Source organism: Hymenobacter psoromatis, assembly GCA_001596155.1.
Classification (GTDB): Bacteria; Bacteroidota; Bacteroidia; order Cytophagales; family Hymenobacteraceae; genus Hymenobacter.
Genome location: CP014771.1, coordinates 4,188,250 through 4,204,678, shown reverse-complemented (window position 1 = coordinate 4,204,678; position 16,429 = coordinate 4,188,250). Strand labels below are relative to the sequence as shown.

At 63.3% G+C, this 16,429-nt stretch carries 11 protein-coding genes; 6 read left to right on the top strand and 5 right to left on the bottom strand.

Annotated elements, in window-relative coordinates:
• Positions 1-7 precede the first annotated feature (7 nt).
• Positions 8-382 carry an HxlR family transcriptional regulator gene (locus tag A0257_17930; protein ID AMR28789.1) on the top strand — a complete coding sequence of 125 codons (375 nt, stop codon included), beginning with the start codon at positions 8-10 and terminating at the stop codon, positions 380-382.
• On the opposite strand, the gene A0257_17925 is transcribed toward A0257_17930, so the two are convergent.
• Complete coding sequence (locus A0257_17925; GenBank protein AMR28788.1) at positions 375-1,409, bottom strand: oxidoreductase; 1,035 nt, start codon at positions 1,407-1,409, stop codon at positions 375-377. The two genes, A0257_17930 and A0257_17925, sit on opposite strands and share 8 nt — an antisense overlap.
• 766 nt (positions 1,410-2,175) lie before the next feature.
• Here A0257_17925 and A0257_17920 point away from each other — a divergent pair.
• On the top strand, positions 2,176-3,387 hold the full coding sequence (locus A0257_17920) for a hypothetical protein (protein AMR28787.1): 1,212 nt from the start codon (positions 2,176-2,178) through the stop codon (positions 3,385-3,387).
• A 100-nt stretch (positions 3,388-3,487) separates the two neighbouring features.
• Here A0257_17920 and A0257_17915 read toward each other — a convergent pair whose 3' ends face one another.
• A complete protein-coding gene (locus A0257_17915; protein AMR28786.1) occupies positions 3,488-4,240 on the bottom strand; it encodes a DeoR family transcriptional regulator in 753 nt (250 codons plus the stop codon).
• 71 nt (positions 4,241-4,311) lie between these two features.
• Here A0257_17915 and A0257_17910 point away from each other — a divergent pair, with 71 nt between their 5' ends.
• Positions 4,312-4,887 (top strand): GDP-mannose pyrophosphatase, encoded by a 576-nt coding sequence (locus A0257_17910; protein AMR28785.1) that lies wholly within the window; start codon positions 4,312-4,314, stop codon positions 4,885-4,887.
• A 31-nt stretch (positions 4,888-4,918) separates the two neighbouring features.
• Entirely contained in the window at positions 4,919-5,281 is a 363-nt protein-coding gene (locus A0257_17905) for an NUDIX hydrolase (GenBank protein ID AMR28784.1), read from the top strand.
• A gap of 16 nt (positions 5,282-5,297) precedes the next feature.
• Here A0257_17905 and A0257_17900 read toward each other — a convergent pair whose 3' ends face one another.
• From A0257_17900 to A0257_17890, 3 genes are all read right to left on the bottom strand, one after another.
• Positions 5,298-7,133 carry a hypothetical protein gene (locus A0257_17900; protein ID AMR28783.1) on the bottom strand — a complete coding sequence of 612 codons (1,836 nt, stop codon included), beginning with the start codon at positions 7,131-7,133 and terminating at the stop codon, positions 5,298-5,300.
• A gap of 20 nt (positions 7,134-7,153) precedes the next feature.
• Positions 7,154-8,359, bottom strand: coding sequence for a threonine synthase (locus tag A0257_17895; GenBank protein ID AMR28782.1), 1,206 nt, complete (start codon positions 8,357-8,359; stop codon positions 7,154-7,156).
• 65 nt (positions 8,360-8,424) lie between these two features.
• The gene (locus A0257_17890) at positions 8,425-9,333 is read right to left on the bottom strand and encodes a LysR family transcriptional regulator (GenBank protein ID AMR28781.1); all 909 of its coding nucleotides are present in this window, start codon (positions 9,331-9,333) and stop codon (positions 8,425-8,427) included.
• Positions 9,334-9,908: 575 nt separating this feature from the next.
• Here A0257_17890 and A0257_17885 point away from each other — a divergent pair.
• A complete protein-coding gene (locus A0257_17885) occupies positions 9,909-10,817 on the top strand; it encodes a hypothetical protein (protein AMR28780.1) in 909 nt (302 codons plus the stop codon).
• Positions 10,818-10,866: 49 nt separating this feature from the next.
• Positions 10,867-16,389: a hypothetical protein gene (locus A0257_17880; protein ID AMR28779.1), complete on the top strand. Its 5,523-nt coding sequence runs from the start codon at positions 10,867-10,869 to the stop codon at positions 16,387-16,389.
• Positions 16,390-16,429 lie beyond the last annotated feature (40 nt).

Genomic DNA, 16,429 nt, shown 5'->3' with positions numbered 1-16,429 from the left:
CTATTTTATGCCTCCACGCAAAATTCCCATTTCGCTGCATTGCGGACTGAATTTGGTACGGGAGGTAGTGGGCGGCAAGTGGAAAATCAGCCTGCTCTACCTCATCAGCCAGGGCGTGCGGCGGCCCTACCAGCTTCAGCAGAAACTACCCGGCGCGGCCCGGCGCGTTCTCTACGCGCAGCTCAGGGAGTTGGAAGCCCATGAGCTGGTGACCAGGACGATTTTTGCCGAGCTGCCGCCCCGCGTGGAGTACCATCTCACTGCCTTCGGCGAGTCGTTCCTACCCCTGATTGCTGCCTTGGGCGAATGGGGAGAAACCCACAAAGCGCAGTTACACCGCGTATTGGGGCTGGTGCCCGAGTCAGCTCCCGCCGTTACTTAACGGTCCGGGCGGGCCAGGTTACCTGGTCAGCCCGGTTGCCGGTGAGCGCGCCGCGCTGCTGGGCCAGCAGGTCGTGCGGGTAGCCGCGGGGCACGGCCGAAGCGGCATCGAGGCGCTCGATTTGGGCCGGGCTCAGGGTGAGCGCGGTGGCGGCCAGGTAGTCGGCCAGCTGGGCGTGCGTGCGGGGGCCAGCGATGGGAAACACGCCCTTAGCGCTGACCCAGGCCGTGGCGACCTGCCCGGCCGGGGCGGCCAGCTCTTCGGCCAAGGCCAGCAGGGTATCGAGCACGGCATCGACGTGGGGCGAGGCGGCGGGCGGCCCGCCCTGGATGATGGTAGCGCGGCCGGTTTCGCCACGCTGGTACTTGCCAGTGAGCACGCCGCCCGCCAGCGTGGAGTAGCCCATCACGCCCAGGCCAAAACCTTCGGCCATTGGCAACAGCTCGCGCTCGGCCTCGCGCTGCACCAGATTGTATTCGACTTGCAGCGCCGTGAGCGGAGCCCAGCCGCGCAGCTCGGCGATGGTGGCGGCAGTGGCGACCCGCCAGGCCGGGAAGTTGGACAGGCCGCCGTAGAGGATTTTGCCGGCCCGCGTCAGGTCCTCAAAGCCGCGCACTATTTCTTCCACCGGGGTCACTTCGTCGGGCAGGTGGGCCAGGTATATGTCGAGGTAGTCGGTGCCCAGGCGCTGGAGGCTGGCCTCTACGGCTTGGCGCATGGCCTTACGGTGGTTGCCGAGCGGGGCCAGGGCGGGCGCGGCCGCCGCCGTGCGGGTGTACTTGGAAGCCAGCACGAAGTCGCCCCGGTTGGGCGCGATAAACTCGCCCAGCTGACGCTCGGCCGCGCCGTGCTGGTAGGCGTCGGAGGTGTCGAAGAAGTTGCCCCCGGCCTCGACGTAGGCGCGCAGAATATCGCGCGCCGCCTCGGGGCTGGCCCCGAGGCCGGTCGTGTTGCCAAACAGGCCGGTGCCCAATACCAATTCACTCACGCGCAGCCCGGTACGGGTGCCAAATAGTCGGTAGTTCATCGTTTTTTTTCGCTAAATATTTTGACAAATGTCCGTCGCGAACCCTACTCCGGCCAGAAGGAGCCAACCGATTCTCCTGGGGTTAATTTTGTCCCCTACCCCCGCGCCCGGCCGCGGGGGTAGGGGCGCGGGGGTAGGCCGTTCAAAAAAATGAAGTTAGTCGGGCTGATAGTGGCCAACGGCGCGGCCATTCCAGTCCGCTACCGGGGCTGAACTAGTGGCGGCCAGCCGTACTTTCACTGACCAGCTTTTGTACTTCCCCGATTTTATGTCCAACGCCACGCTGCAACCGCTGCTTACCGTTTTGCAATTTTCGCCCGACAACCTGCCGTTGCGTCAGCACCTGAGCGGACTGCTATACTAGGCCAGCCAAGCGCAAGCCGCCGAAGAATTATACCGCGAGGGCCTGCGCTACCGCCCCACCGCCCCTGCCCTATAACCGGGCCTCGCCGAGGCTTATTTTTGCGCTGGGCAAAACGTTGGCCGCCTTCGTGGTGATTGAAGAGCTGCTGAGCCAGCATGGTGGCTGACTCGGCAAGACCCCATTTTTCAGCATGAGCTGTCCGCCCAGCGCAATACGGGAACTTGATAGCTGACTGGGACCTGCTGGTAGCTTGCTTCTTCAGCTACCTAATATCTGCGGCTCGGCATACCACCACTCTTGTCGATTATCCCTATCTTCTTTATAAGCAGAACTATGCTTGCCCGCGCTAAAGCCGCGTTCATTAAAGACCAGCAAGACTAAGCTGCTCAGTAATTTGTCCCCGTGAACTACTCTACCGACTGGCTGCCCCGCGTGCAGCTGCTGATGCAGCAAAACCGCCTACCCCAGGCCGCCGATGAGCTGCGCCAACAGCTGCGCCTCGACCCGCACGAGCCGGTGGCGCACTCCCTGCTGGCCCTGTGCCTGCTGGAAGACGCGCAACGCCTACCCCAGGCCCAGGAAGAAGCCGAGCTGGCCATTCACCTGGCCCCGGAGTATGACTTTGCCTTCTACGTGCTGGCGCTGGTGCAGCACCGGCAGCACCGGCCGGCGGCGGCGCTGGCGGCCATCAACCAGGCGCTGGCCCTCGACCCCGCCGATGCCAACTACTACCACTTGCTGGGCCAATTGCGCCTGGAAAGCGGCCAGTGGCAGGCGGCCCTGCAAGCCGCCCGCACCGGCCTGGGCTTCGACAGCGAGCACGCCGACCTGCACGGCCTGGAGGCCCGCGCCCTGGCCCGCCAGGGCCGGGGCCAGGAAGCCCGCGCCGCCGCCCGCGCCGCCCTGGGCCGCGGGGCCGAAAGCAGCAGCATCCAAGCCCAGGCCGGCTGGGTAGCCCTCGAAACCAACCGCTCCGGAGAGGCCCTCGACCACTTCCGCGAAGCCCTGCGCCTCGACCCTACTTCCGACTTTGCCCGCGCCGGGCTGGTGGAGGCCCTCAAGGCCCGCCACTGGGTATATCGCACGTTTATGCGCTTCATGTATTGGGTCAATTCCTTGAGCGCGGGGCTGCGGCGCGGGCTGCTGCTGGGTGCCTACGTGGTGGCGCGCTTCGTGCCCTGGCTGCTGCCCTTCTACCTGGTTTTTGCTTATTTGAGCTGGTTCAAAGACCCCATTTTCAATTCGTTGCTGCGCCTGAACCGCTACGGGCGCTACGCCCTCAGCCCGGCCCAGACGCTGCACTCGACCCACTTCCTGGCCTTGCTGGGGGTAGGACTGGCGGCTGGATTAGGAATGTTGTTAGGAGCCCCCGTGCCGGGCCTGGGCACGCTGGCGCTGGTGGCGCTGGGGCTGTTGTTTCCGCTGGTGGGCACCGAGCGGCTGGCCGGGCACGGGCAACCCAAGCAGCACGGCTACTCGCGCTGGGCCGGCTGGGCGCTGGCCGCCGTCGGCGCGGCGGCCGTGGCGCTGGCCATGCTCGGTATTCCTAACCAGCTGACGATGATATTCTTATACGCCACGGTGGCCTACACCTGGGTGTTCGCGCTGCGGTAGTTTCATTAGTCGTTTTTGGTTGTTCGTTGGGGATAACGCGCCGCGCTGACTACCGCTTTCAAACCAGCCTGCCCTGCCAGCCGCTACGTTTGGTGGCCGCTCAGCGCAGGACGCGCAGGCCGGCTTCTTCGTAGCGGGCCAGTATGGCCGGGTCGGCCTGCGCATCGGTGATGAGGGTATGAATGGCGCTGAGCGGGGCAAATTGCAGGTACTTATCCTGCTCCAGCTTGCTGGAATCGCAGAGCAGGAACGCGCGGCGGGCTCCGGCCAGCACGGCTTGGCTGATACTGGCTTCGGGCTCGCCGTTGGCGCTCAGGCCCCGGCTCAGCGACAGGCCATCGACACCCAGAAAAGCCTGGTCGAAGGTGTAGCGGCGCAGGTGCTCCGCGGCCAGCGCGCCGTGCACGGCCTGCCGCCCGGCATCCACCTCGCCCCCGGCGATGACCACCTGCGCGGCCGAGCCGACCAGCTCAAACAGCACAGGTAGCGAATTGGTAATCACGCGGATGCGCAAATGCCGAATCAGGGCGCACAAGGGAAACGTGGTGCTGCCGCAGTCCATAAAAATGGTGTCGCCCTCGGCCACCTGCCGGGCAGCCAGCTGGCAGATGTGCGCTTTCTGCGGCAGGTTGACGGCGGCTTTGCGGGCGAAGGCGACCGGGTGCCGGGCCACGCTCGGCAGCACGGCCCCGCCGTGCGTGCGCACCACTAGCCCCTGGCTTTCCAGCTCGGCCAAATCGCGGCGCACGGTGATGGGCGTGGTGCCCAGGTGCGCGGCCACGACGGCCACGCTCAGGCTGCGCTGCTGCTCCAAAGTGGTCAGAATGTAGTGCTTACGGAGTTGGAAATTCATGCGGAAAGCCTACCTTGCGTTAAAAGAACACAAAGAAACTCATTAGAACCCAAACGAACAATTTTTCAAGCATGAACGAACGAATTCGCCTGCGGGAACAGACAGTTTTAGCCGATGACTGGTATACCCTGCGCAAAATCACTTTTGATTATCAACGCAAAAACGGCGCGTGGGAAACCCACTCCCGCGAAGCCTACGACCGGGGCAATGGGGCCACCATCCTGCTACACAACCCGGCGGCCGACACGGTTATCCTGACCCGGCAGTTTCGCCTACCCACCTTCGTCAACGGTAATCCGTCGGGAATGCTCATTGAAACCTGCGCCGGCCTGCTCGACCAGGAGCACCCCGACGCGGCCATCGTGCGCGAAACGCAGGAGGAAACCGGCTACCGTCTCACCGCCGTGCGCCGCGTGCTGGAAGCCTACATGAGCCCCGGCTCGGTAACGGAGCGGCTGTTTTTTTACCTGGCCGAGTATTCGGCCGCCACCGAGCGGCGGGCTGGCGGCGGCATTGACGAAGAGGAGATTGAGGTGCTGGAACTGCCATTAACTCAAGCTCTGGCAATGGTGGCGAGCGGCGAAATCCAGGACGGCAAAACGATTATTCTCTTGCAGCACCTGCGCTTACTGCAATTAGAAAAATAACTTATTTTCAACTACTTACGTCATTTCCCAAATGCTCATTCTGATTGCCGGACCCTACCGCAGCGGCACCCACGACGACCCCGCCCGCATGGCGGCCAACCTCGCTCGCCTCGAAGCCGCCGCCCTACCCCTGTTCCGCGCCGGCCACCTGCCCGTCATCGGCGAGTGGCTGGCCCTGCCGCTGCTGCGGCTGGCGGGCTCGGCCCGGCCCGGCGATGCAGCCTACGAGGAAATTCTCTACCCCGCCGCCCACCGGCTGCTGGCCCATTGCGAAGCCATACTGCGCCTCAAAGGGGCCTCGGCCGGAGCCGACGAAGACGTGCGCCTGGCCCTGGCGCGGGGCCTGCCCGTGTACTATCGCCTGGCGGACGTACCCGGCTACGTGGCCGCCTGACGAATCATTCCCGGCCTTACCTCCCCCGTTTCCAGCGGTAGTAGCGGCGGTACCAGGGCGCGGTTTTCTTGAACAGGCTACCCCCCGTTTCGTGCGGAAACATATTGATGCGGAAGATTTGCAGACGGTCGTCTTCCAGGTGCAGGCCGCCGCTGTCTGTGGCCACGGCGAAGCGAAAGCCGGCCTCGGCCACGAGGCGCTTGGTTTCGGGACTAAAGTCGCCGTAGGGATAGGCAAAAGACTGGATTTCAATTCCTAACCGGCGTTCCAATTCGGCTTTGCTCTGGCTGATTTCGGCGGCGGCTTCGGCGGGGGGTAGGGCGGCCAGGCGCGGGTGAGTTTGGGTGTGCGCGCCGATTTCCCAGCCAGCGGCCACGAAAGCGCGCTTCTGGGCTTCGTTCATGATATCGGCACGGGGCTCGGTGGGGTCCACGGCGAGGTCCCACTGGTTGTGGCGCACCTCAAAATCGCCGAGCAGGTAGAGCACGCCCCGGTAGCCGTACTGTTGCATGAGCGGCAGCAGGTTGGTGTAGTTATCGGTGTAGCCGTCGTCAAATGTCAGCACGATGGGCCGCTTGGGAAACTCGGCCAGCGGCCGCCGGCCGCTGGCAAAATCCTGGTAGTCGCGGAAGGTTATCGGTGTGATAGCGTGGCTTTTGAAATACGCCAGATGCTTCGCAAAATTTTCCTTCGTGACGAAAATCTGGTGCTTGGTGGCGATGGGCGCGTCGGGAATTTTGTGGTACATGAGCACCGGAATAAACTCTGGCACGGCCCGCGCCATGCGCGCCGATTCGTACACGCCTAGCACCCGCGCCGCCACGCGGGCCAGGTCGTAGTCGTGGCGCACTTGCGCCGCCAGGGCCGGCGCTACCCGGTGCGGCCGCGCCAGAAAGGCCCGCGCATCAGCCAGCACCGGCGCGGGGTCAAATTTCCCTACCCCCCCTAATCGAGCCGAGATGTCGCCGAAGTTGGAGGCAGCCGCCTCAGCGTAGTTTTCCAGCGTAACCGGCCCCACGTACAGCGCCTCGCCCAGCGCCAGCACGGCGCGGCCCGCGCCCAGGGCCTCCATCACCACCCGCCCGGCCCCAATAACGAGGTCGGTTTTCAGGAGCCAGCCCGCCACGTCATCCGTAAAGCCAATGACTTCCAACCGCTCGCCATATTGGCTTTGCAGCTGCGCGAGGGCCGTTTTACCGGCTGCGGGCAGCTGCTCCATTTCCCCCCCAATAAGGGCCACGCGCAGCTGCGAAAACTCCGCCAGCAGCGGCGGGAAAACGTGCTGGAGCAGCGCGGCGGCGCGCTCGCCTTTCGGGCCGTTGAAGCGGCCGATGAAGGCCAGGCGGCTTACCTCACGGGACTCCGCTGTAATCGTTGGCGTGAACGCCACTCCATTCGGCACCATTACAATTTTGGCCGGGTCCATCTGCACCTCTTCCCGTAGGTGCTCGGCCAGGTTTTCGCAGATGGCGATGACCTTCTGGCCATAAATATCAAACAGCGAAGTAGATGTATGCAGGTGCTGGCGGCCGTGCACGGTGCTTACCAGCGGCACCAGCAAGCCCTTGAGAGCGAAGTAGCTAACCCAGCTCGCGGCCCGCGAGTGGGCGTGCACCACGTCAATTTGGTGGGTTGTTACCAATTGGCGCAGGGCCTGAATATTGCGCAGTCGCTGGCCGTATTTGCGCTGGCTGATGGGCAGCTGCACCTGCGCCGCCACCGTGGGTAAAACTGCCGCGTCGGAGGCCAGCCACACCTGATGACCCTCACGGTGGTGGGCCTCGGCCAGGGCCACGGCGTAGGCCACCGAGCCAGCGAAAAAGTTGGCGGACAGAACGTGCAGAATGCGCATGGCGCAAAGGTCGGGGGCAATTACCCTCCCGCCCGCCCAGCCACGTTACTCATGTATTTCTGGCCATTGCCAGTGTTTAAAAGCAGGATGCGCTCGTCGGCGCGCAGCCAGCCGGCGGCCAGCAATTGGCGGGCGGCCATCCAGACGGCCGCGCCCTCAGGAGCCACGAACAGGCCCTCGTGGCGGCCCAGCTCGCGCATCCCTTCCAGCATATCTTCCTCGCTGACAGCCACTACCGTGCCGTGCGACTCGCGGAGCACTTGCAGCATCTGCGGCTCGCCCAGGGGGTGCGGCACGGCCAGGCCGTTGGCCAGCGTGGGGCGGCCCTGATAGTTGTGGCAGTTGGGCTGGCGGCCGAGGTAGGTTTCGAGCAGTGGGCAGCAGTTTTCGGCCTGCACAGCCACCATGCGCGGCAGCTGGGTTTCGGGCGCGAGCCAGCCCAGGGCTTTCATTTCCTGAAACGCCTTCCAGATACCGATGAGGCCGGTGCCGCCGCCAGCGGGGTAGAGCAGCACGTCGGGCAGCTGCCAGTTGAGCTGCTCCGCGATTTCGTAGCCCATCGTTTTCTTGCCTTCGAGGCGGTAGGGCTCCTTGAGGGTCGAGATATCGAGCAATTCGCCGCCGGCGTTGAGCTGGCGCACGCGGGCTCCGCAGTCGCTGATGAGGCCATCTACCAGCTCCACCCGCGCGCCGTACCAATAGCATTCTTCCTTGAATGCCTCCGGCGTGTGGCGCGGCATCACTACGGTGGCGGCCAGGCCGCCGCGGGCGCAGTAGGCGGCCATCGCCACCCCCGCGTTGCCGGCCGTGGGGATGATGCAGCCGGTGGTGCCCAGCTCCTTGGCCTTGGAAATAGCCATGCTCAGGCCGCGCGCCTTGAAGGAGCCGGTCGGGTTCTGGCCTTCATCCTTGAGCAGCAAGTTGTTGAGGCCGTAGTGAGCTGCCAGCCGGGGTAGGGCCAGCAGGGGCGTCATGCCCTCGCCCAGGGTTACCTTGTTGGCCTCATCGAGCAGGGGTAAGAGCGCGCCATAGCGCCACATCGAGCTGTCGGCCAGGTTGATACCAGCCTTGCGGCTCAACGGCTCATGCAGGTCGTAAGCGGCCACGAGTGGCTGCTGGCAGCAAGCCGACACAGCCTGTAGCTGGAAAGCCGAGTATTCAGCGCCGCACTGGGCGCAGTGCAAGGCTTGAATGCGCGAGAGGGGTAGGGTGGCGACGGAGTTCATGTGGCAAAGGTCCGGTGGCCAACCACCAGTTGCTATGCCTTTGCGAAATGGGATTTTCGCATAGCCTATTCCTTGCCGGAATAGTAGCGCTGGGTGAAGCGCAGAAAATCGCGGTAAGGGCCGTTGTTTTCCGTACCCCGCCGCTGAATAAAGCTGAACTGCCTTTTTAGAGGCAAATCTTTGATTATCACTTCTCTTAACTCGCCACTGGCTAGCTCTTTCACTACTGCTTGGCGAGGTAGGAAGGCCAGGCAAGTCGTCTCGACCCGCACGAAATTCTTCAGCGCCTCGGTGCCGCCCAGGCGCACCCGCACGGGTAGGGCGGCCAGCCGGATGTGGTGCCGCGCCAGCGCCTCTTCCAGCACGGCCAGCGTGCCGGAGCCCACCTCGCGCAGGGCCAGTGGCACGCTCAGCAAGTCGCTGACTACCAGCTCACGGCCGGCCAGCGGGTTGTCGGCGGCGCACACCGCCACCACGGCATCGGTGAGCAGCGGCGTGTAGGTCACGTTGCTAACTTTATGAATGCCTTCGATAATGCCCAGCTCGATTTCGTGGTCGAGCAGGGCTTTCAGAATATTATCACTATTCCGGTTTTTGAGGCTGAGTTGGTGTTGTGGGTGCTGGCGTAGGTAGGCCGCCACCACGGGCGGCAGCACGTAGAGCGAAATAGTGGTGCTGGCCCCGATGAGCAGATGCACGGCCGGCGCGAAAGCCGGGCTCAGCTCGCTCATCTCCTGCTGCAATTCCTGCTGCAACTGCTTGGCTTGCAAAAGCTTTTGATATAACTTCTGGCCGGCCGGGGTCAGCTGCACGCTGCCGCCGAGGCGCTCGAAGAGGCCGGTTTGGTAGTGCTCTTCCAGCGCCTTTATTTGCTTACTCACCGCCGACTGGCTGATAAATAGCGCCTGCCCGGCCTTGGTGAAGCTCAGGCGCTGGGCCACTTCGAGGAAGACTTCGTGGGGATGAGAAAGCATGATTTATTTGCCGACTGTAGGGCAAAAGTAACCTGCTCTGATGAGCCTAACCCCTGAGCAGACGCCAAGCTACATGGGGTAGGCCGAGCTATTCTGGGGTTGACTTAGCCGATGATTTAGAGCAGTTCCCAAGGCGGTGTACGGGACGGGCTGTCGGCTTTTCGCCGGCTATCCGCTTGTCGTTCGCGCCGCTCGTTCTTTTGAAGAGTGGACAGCCGGCGAAAAGCTGGCAGCCCGCACCAGCCAAGCTGTACGCCGACTTGGGAACCGCTCTAGGGTATAGGACTTACGCAAAAGACGTTTGTCATTGCGAGCAAAGCGAAGCAATCGCACCCGAACGAGTCGTGCGCATATCGTTCTGGGGCGATTGCCGCGCTTCGCTCGCAATGACAGACGCTTTGCGTAAGTGCCAGGTTAATCTAACACTAAAAGAGTAACTTTCTCATTATCAAAAATTTATAAAATAATTAGTAGCAGGAGTGTCTTTTTTTAATCCAAATTATTCATCTAATCTCTATCTTTAGCCGGCGGTAGTCATTCGCCTTTTATCAATATTCCCTACCTCCTTCCTTTTTGTGGAGCAGTTGCCGGCCATTTTGCGCCACATTCTCAATCAGCCTGGCTTACTGACGATTAAGCACTCGTTACGGAGCCTCCAAACCATGCTGGATTATGGCGGCTTTCAGCGTATCAAGCAATTAGCCGCTACGCTGCATCTGGAGCAACTGTTGGAGCGGCAACCGCGCTTTACACATAAGTATTTGTCGCGCTACACGGCGGCCAGCTTTTCGCGGCGCGAGCGGCTGGCCGCTATTCTCAACCATTATGATTTTCTGATGGCTACCGTCGGCACGGATTTTTTCGGGCTGGTGGCGTCTAAACCTATCCTTTGGCAAGAACAGCGCGGGGCTGACACCTTCACCATTGTGCTTTCCTACCCCGCTCTGGTGGGTTTCGAAGGTGAACTATCGCTAAGCCTGCGGGTCAATGAGGTATATACGCAAGTAGTGTCGTTTGTGATTGTTCCTGGCCAGCTGGTAGGCGCTGGCGGGGGGCAAGCCCTGCTCTTTAGCCAAGTGCAAGGCACGCACCTACCCATCCTCTATAAACACGCCACCAAAACCCTACTCGACATTACGCCGGCTGCTTTGCTCGTGCATGCCGCTTATGGGCTGGCCGCCGCGCTGGGCGTGCAGTACGCGGTGGGCGTCAGCACGGCCGAGCAACTGAGCCAGGGCGCGGGCAATTGCTTTGACTACGATGCTTTTTGGGCCCAACTTGGGGGCGAGCGAATGGCTAATCAGCTCTTTCTACTTAGCATACCGCCCCCCGAAAAGCCCCTGGGAAGTCTTAAGCCCAACCACCGGGCCCGTACCCTGCGCAAGCGCCAGTATAAGCTGGCCCTGCGCCGGGCCGTAGAGCTAGCCTGCCAAGTCTCATTTTGCCTACCAGCAATGAATGCCTGCTTGGAAATAGTGCATTAGCGTGGGCGGTGAGCTACCTTTCACGCGCCGCTCACTCTCTTCCTTCGCTATGCGCCTACGCCCCCTACCCCTGCTCTTGCTGCTGAGCTTATGCGCCGCGTTTTCCTGTTCTAAAAAAGCTGATACGGAGCAGGATACGGCCGCGCAGGCGGCCGGCGAGGAGATTGACCCGTACCAGAATTTGGTGTTCAACTTCGACGAGCCGGTGGTGCCGGCCGGCCAGGCGGGGCGCTGGGACACCACGCGCTACGTGCAGTTTGAGCCGGCCATTCGGGGCAAGTTTAAGTGGCTGAACGACGGGCGTGAGCTGGTGTTTTCGCCGCTGGAGCCGTTTCGGCCGAGCACCGCGTTTTCAGCCAGTCTGCGGCCGGCTACGCTGCCTTCGGGCAAGCAAAAATTGACCTTGAGCCGGGCGAAATTTCACACGCCGTTTTTGCAGCTAGGCGGAGCGCAGGTGTTTTACGGGCGCAGCAGCCGGGCGGCGGGCACCGCCGAAATGCGCGCCAATGTGCTGTTCAACTACCCCGTGCGGCCAGCGGACCTGCGGCCGCGCCTGCGCCTCAGCCAGGGGGGTAGGCCGGTGGCCTTCACGCTCACCGCCGCCGAGCCCGATAAAACGCTGGGCCTCACCATCAACCAGGAACTCAAGCCCGACCAGCCGCTGCAATTCGAGATAGCGGCGGGGCTGAAGGCGCTGGCCGGCAGCCAGGCCACCACCGCCCCGCTAACGGCCGAGGTCGCGGTGCCCGACCAGCAAACCCTGCAAGTGCGCGAGCTGACCGGCCAGGTGCTCGACGGCAAAGCCGTGGTAACGCTGCTCACCAACCAGCCCGTGTCGGTGGCCGACATTCAGCCCCTATTAAAGGTGACGCCCGCCGTGCCCTACGAAATCGAGGCGCTGGAAAGCGGACTGTTGCTGCGCGGCGGCTTCGAGGTGGGCAAGACCTACCAAATAACCCTGAACCCCGGCGTGCGCGGGGCGTTGGGCGGGCAATTAACCGAGAAATTTGACCAGGCCGTAAGCTTCGGCGACAGCCAACCGAGCATTGAGTTTGCCAGCGCCGACAAGGCCATGTACTTGCAGGCCAATGGTAACCGTAACCTAGCGTTGCGGCTGAACGAGGTGGAAAACGTGCAGGTGACGGTGGCGAAGGTGTACGCCAGCAATATTCAGGATTTGCTGCGCGGCGAAAAGCAGTACGGCTACGACAACGACGAAGAAGGCGGCGGGCGCGATGAAAACGGCGAGTACGTGGACCGCAGCTACCGCTACTACGACCTCGAAAACCGGGGCGACGTGCTCTTTACCCGGCGCTACGCCACGGCCGGCCTCAGTAAAGTGAATGGCCAGCGCTTGCTAAATCTCAGTCTTAAAGAGCTGGAATTCAGCGCGCCGCTCAAGGGCCTGTACGTGGTGCGGGTGCAGGACACCGAGCGCCAATGGCTGCGCCAGGACAAGCTGGTGGCGCTCACCGATTTGGGACTCATCGCCAAGCAAGGGGTAGGCGGCAACGCGGTGGTGTTTCTAAACTCGCTGCGCACGGCGCGGCCGGTGGGCGGGGCCACGGTACGCTTCATCTCGACCAATAACCAGCTCATGGGCACGGCCACCAGCAACGGCCAGGGCGTGGCGCGGCTCGACAGCGTGCTGGGTTCGCCGCTGAAACTGGGCCTAGTAACGGCCACCAGCGGCAGCGATTTTTCGTTTATCAATCTGAAAAACAGCCAGGTGGAAACCTCGCGCTTCGAGGTGGGCGGGCTCACCAGCAACGCGGCGCACTACCAGGCATTTTTGTACGGCGACCGCGATTTGTACCGGCCCGGCGACACCATTTACACGAATACCGTGGTGCGCGCCGATGATTGGGCGACGCCCCCCGCCGGCCTGCCCGTGAAGGTGCGCCTGCTGCTGCCCACCGGCCAGGAATACGCCAGCCTGGGCGAAAAGCTGAACGCGGCCGGCGCGGTCGCCTCGCGCTTTATCCTGCCGGCTACGGCCATGACGGGCCTCTACTCGCTGGAAGTATTGACCGGCAACGACGTGCTGCTCAGCTCGAAATCAATAAGTGTAGAAGAGTTTATCCCCGACCGGCTGAAGGTGACCGTGACCGCCGCGCCCGCCGTGCTGGGGCCGGGCCAGACCGTGACGGCGAATATTCTGGCCCAAAACCTGTTTGGCCCGCCGGCCGCCGGCCGCAAGTTTGAGGTCGAGTTTTCGCTGAAAGAGAAGAAGTTTTCGCCCAAGAATTACCCCGATTACAACTTCGACCTCAGCACCGGCGAGCGGCCGCAGCGCACTAATTACGGTGGCAGCACGCCGCCGACCGGCATCGCGGCGCGCTTCCAGAAGGAGGTGCGGCAGGGCGAAACCGACGCCGCCGGGCGCGGCACCGCCGCCTACGAGTTGCCCGATGCCCGCGACCTGGGCACGTTGGAGGGGGTAGCGTTCGCCACGATTTTTGACGAAACCGGCCGGCCGGTGAACCGCCTGGCCACCTTCGCGGTGCAAACGCAGGCGGCGATGTTTGGCATCCAGAACCTGCCCGAATTGGTGAGCACGCGGCAGGCGCTGCCGATAAAGCTGGCGGCGCTCACGCCGGGCGGGCGGCCCACCACGGCGGCGGCGCAGGTGCGCGTGGTGCGGCTGCTCTGGGAAACCGTGCTGGAGCGCCAGGGCGGGCGCTACGTCTATAATTCGCAGCAGCGCGAGCAGACGCTGAGCGCGCAGACGCTGAACGTGGGGGTAGGGACGGGCTTCAGCTTCACCCCTACTTACTCGGGCGAGTACGAGGTGCGGGTGAGCCGGCCGGGCGCGGCCAGCTACGTGGCGACGCACTTTTACGCCTACGGCAGCGGCGACACGGCCGGCAACGCCTTCGAGGTGAGCACCGAGGGCCAGGTGACCATTGAGGCCGACAAGCCGAAGTACGAGCCGGGCGAAACGGCGCAGCTGCTGCTCAAAACGCCCTTCGCCGGCCGGGTGCTGGTGACGGTGGAGCGCGACCACGTGTTCGACCATTTTTACGTGGATACCGACCAGAAATCGGCGCGGGTGAGCGTGCCCATCCGCGCCGGGCACGTGCCCAACGTGTACGTGACGGCCACCGCCATCCGGCCCATTACCGACAATGGCCTACCCCTTACCGTGGCGCGGGGCTTCGTGCCGCTGACCGTGGAGAAGCCCGGCACCCACCTACCCCTCACCCTGGCGGTGGCCGCGCTCAGCCGCTCCCAAACCTTCCAGACCATTGAGGTGCGCACGGCTCCGCGCGCCCAGGTGACGCTGGCGGTGGTGGACGAGGGCATTTTGCAGCGCAAAAACTACCAGACGCCCGACCCCTACGGCTACTTCTACCAGAAGCGGGCGCTCGAAGTGAGTGCCTTCGATGTCTATCCGTTCTTGCTGCCCGAGCTGGGCACCAGCAGTACGAGTAGTTCGGGCGGCGACGCGGCCGAGCTGGCCCGCCGCACCTCGCCCGTGCCGAGCCGCCGCGTGCAGCTGGTGGCGAAGTGGAGCGGTATTCTCACCGCCGATGCCGCCGGCCGGGTGCGCTACCGGGTGCGGGTGCCGCAGTTCAGCGGGGCGCTGCGCGTGATGGCCGTGGCCTATAAAGACGACGCTTTTGCCAACGCCGAGCAGACGATGAAAGTGGCCGACCCGGTGGTTATCAGCACCGCCCTACCCCGGTTTATGTCGCCAGGTGATACAGTTGACGTGCCGGTGACGCTGACGAATACGACGGGTAAGCCGCTGCAAGTAATTGTAGGCAACGAAGTCAGCGGTCCTATTTATTCTCGTGAAGCAGCTACCCCCGGCACCAAGGATGTGCTACCCGTAGTCCGCATAATTACTCTCAAACCAAATACTGAGCAAAGGATAGCATTTCATATAAATGCCTTGCAACAGATTGGTAATGGCAAAGTGACTGTTTTTGTAAAGTCCAAGGAAACGGAGAAAATCATCAATACCGAAACTACCGAAATCCCCGTCCGCCCGGCCGCGCCGCTGGCTTCGCGCACGGGCAGCGGGGAGGCCACGGCCGCCGCGCCGGCCACGCTCAATCTGCGGACCGACTTCCTACCCAGCACGTTGCGTAGCAAGCTGGTGCTAAGCCGCTCGCCGCTCACGCAGTTTGCCGGCAGCCTGAATTATCTGCTCAATTATCCCTACGGCTGCCTGGAGCAAACCGTGTCGGCGGCGTTTCCGCAGCTGTATTTCGGCGATTTAGCGGCCACGCTGCGGCAGCAAACCGGCGCGGCGGCCAAGGCCCAGCGCTACAACCCGAACTATAACGTGCAGGAGGCCATCCGCAAAACCGAGAGTATGCAGCTCTACAACGGCAGCCTCAGCTACTGGCCGGGCGGCGACTACGACAACTGGTGGGCCACTGCCTACGCCGCGCATTTTCTGCTCGAAGCCAAGCAAGCCGGCTTCGCCGTGAACCAGGGCATTTTAGATAAAACGCTGCTTTACTTGCAGTTGCGCCTCAAGAAGCGCGAGACGGAGAAGTACCAGTATTTCGACGCGAATAACCTGGCCCGCGAGCGGGTCATCGCCCCGCGCGAAATCGCCTACTCGCTCTACGTGCTGGCCCTGGCCGGCCGCCAGGATGCCGTGGCCCTGAACTACTACAAGGCCAACCGGCCGCTGCTCACGCCCGACGCGCGCTTCCTGCTGGCCTGCACCTACGCGCTGGGCGGCCAGCAGCGGGCGTTCCAGGAAACCCTACCCCGGCAATTCACCCCGGAGCGCGCGCAGCGGGAGCTGGGCGGCTCGTTCGCCTCGCCCATCCGCGATGAAGCGCTGGCCCTCAATGCCTTGCTGAGCGCCGACCCCACCAACCCGCAGGTCAACGCCCTGGCCCGGCAACTGAGCCGCCAGGTCCACGACGCGCCCTACCTCAACACCCAGGAGCGGGCCTTCTCCCTGCTGGCATTGGGCAAAATAGCCCGCCGCGCCCAGGCCAGCACGGCCGTGGCCGACCTGCTGGCTGACGGCAAGCTAATCGGCAAATTCTCAGGCAAAGACCTGACGGTGAACAACGTGGCCAACCGCACCGTGCGCGTGCAGCCGAGCGGCGCGGGGGCGCTCTACTACTTCTGGCAGGCGCAGGGCGTGAGCGTCACCGGCCGCGTGCCCGAGGAGGACCACTACCTGAAAGTGCGCCGCTACTTCGCCACCCGCGACGGTAAAACCTTGTCGCAAAGCACCTTCCAGCAAAACGACCTGGTGCTGGTCGTCATCGCGCTGCAAAGCGGCGACGCGGCCGGCGAGGTCAAGAACGTAGCCATCACCGACCTGCTGCCCGCGGGCCTGGAAATCGAAAACCCGCGCCTCGGCGTGCAGCGCGACCTGCCCGCGCTAGCCAACCTAGCCCAACCCGACTACCTCGACGTGCGCGACGACCGCCTCAACATCTTCACCACCGCCACGCCCCAGGTCAAACTCTTTGCCTACCTGGCCCGCGCCGTGAGCAAGGGCACCTTCAAGCTCGGCCCGGTCAGCGCCGAGGCCATGTATAACGGCGAGTACCGCTCGGTGAGCGGCGCGGGCGTGGTGCGGGTACGGTAACGGTTGGCTGATAGTATTCGCTCTGGAAAGAAGCGCAAAA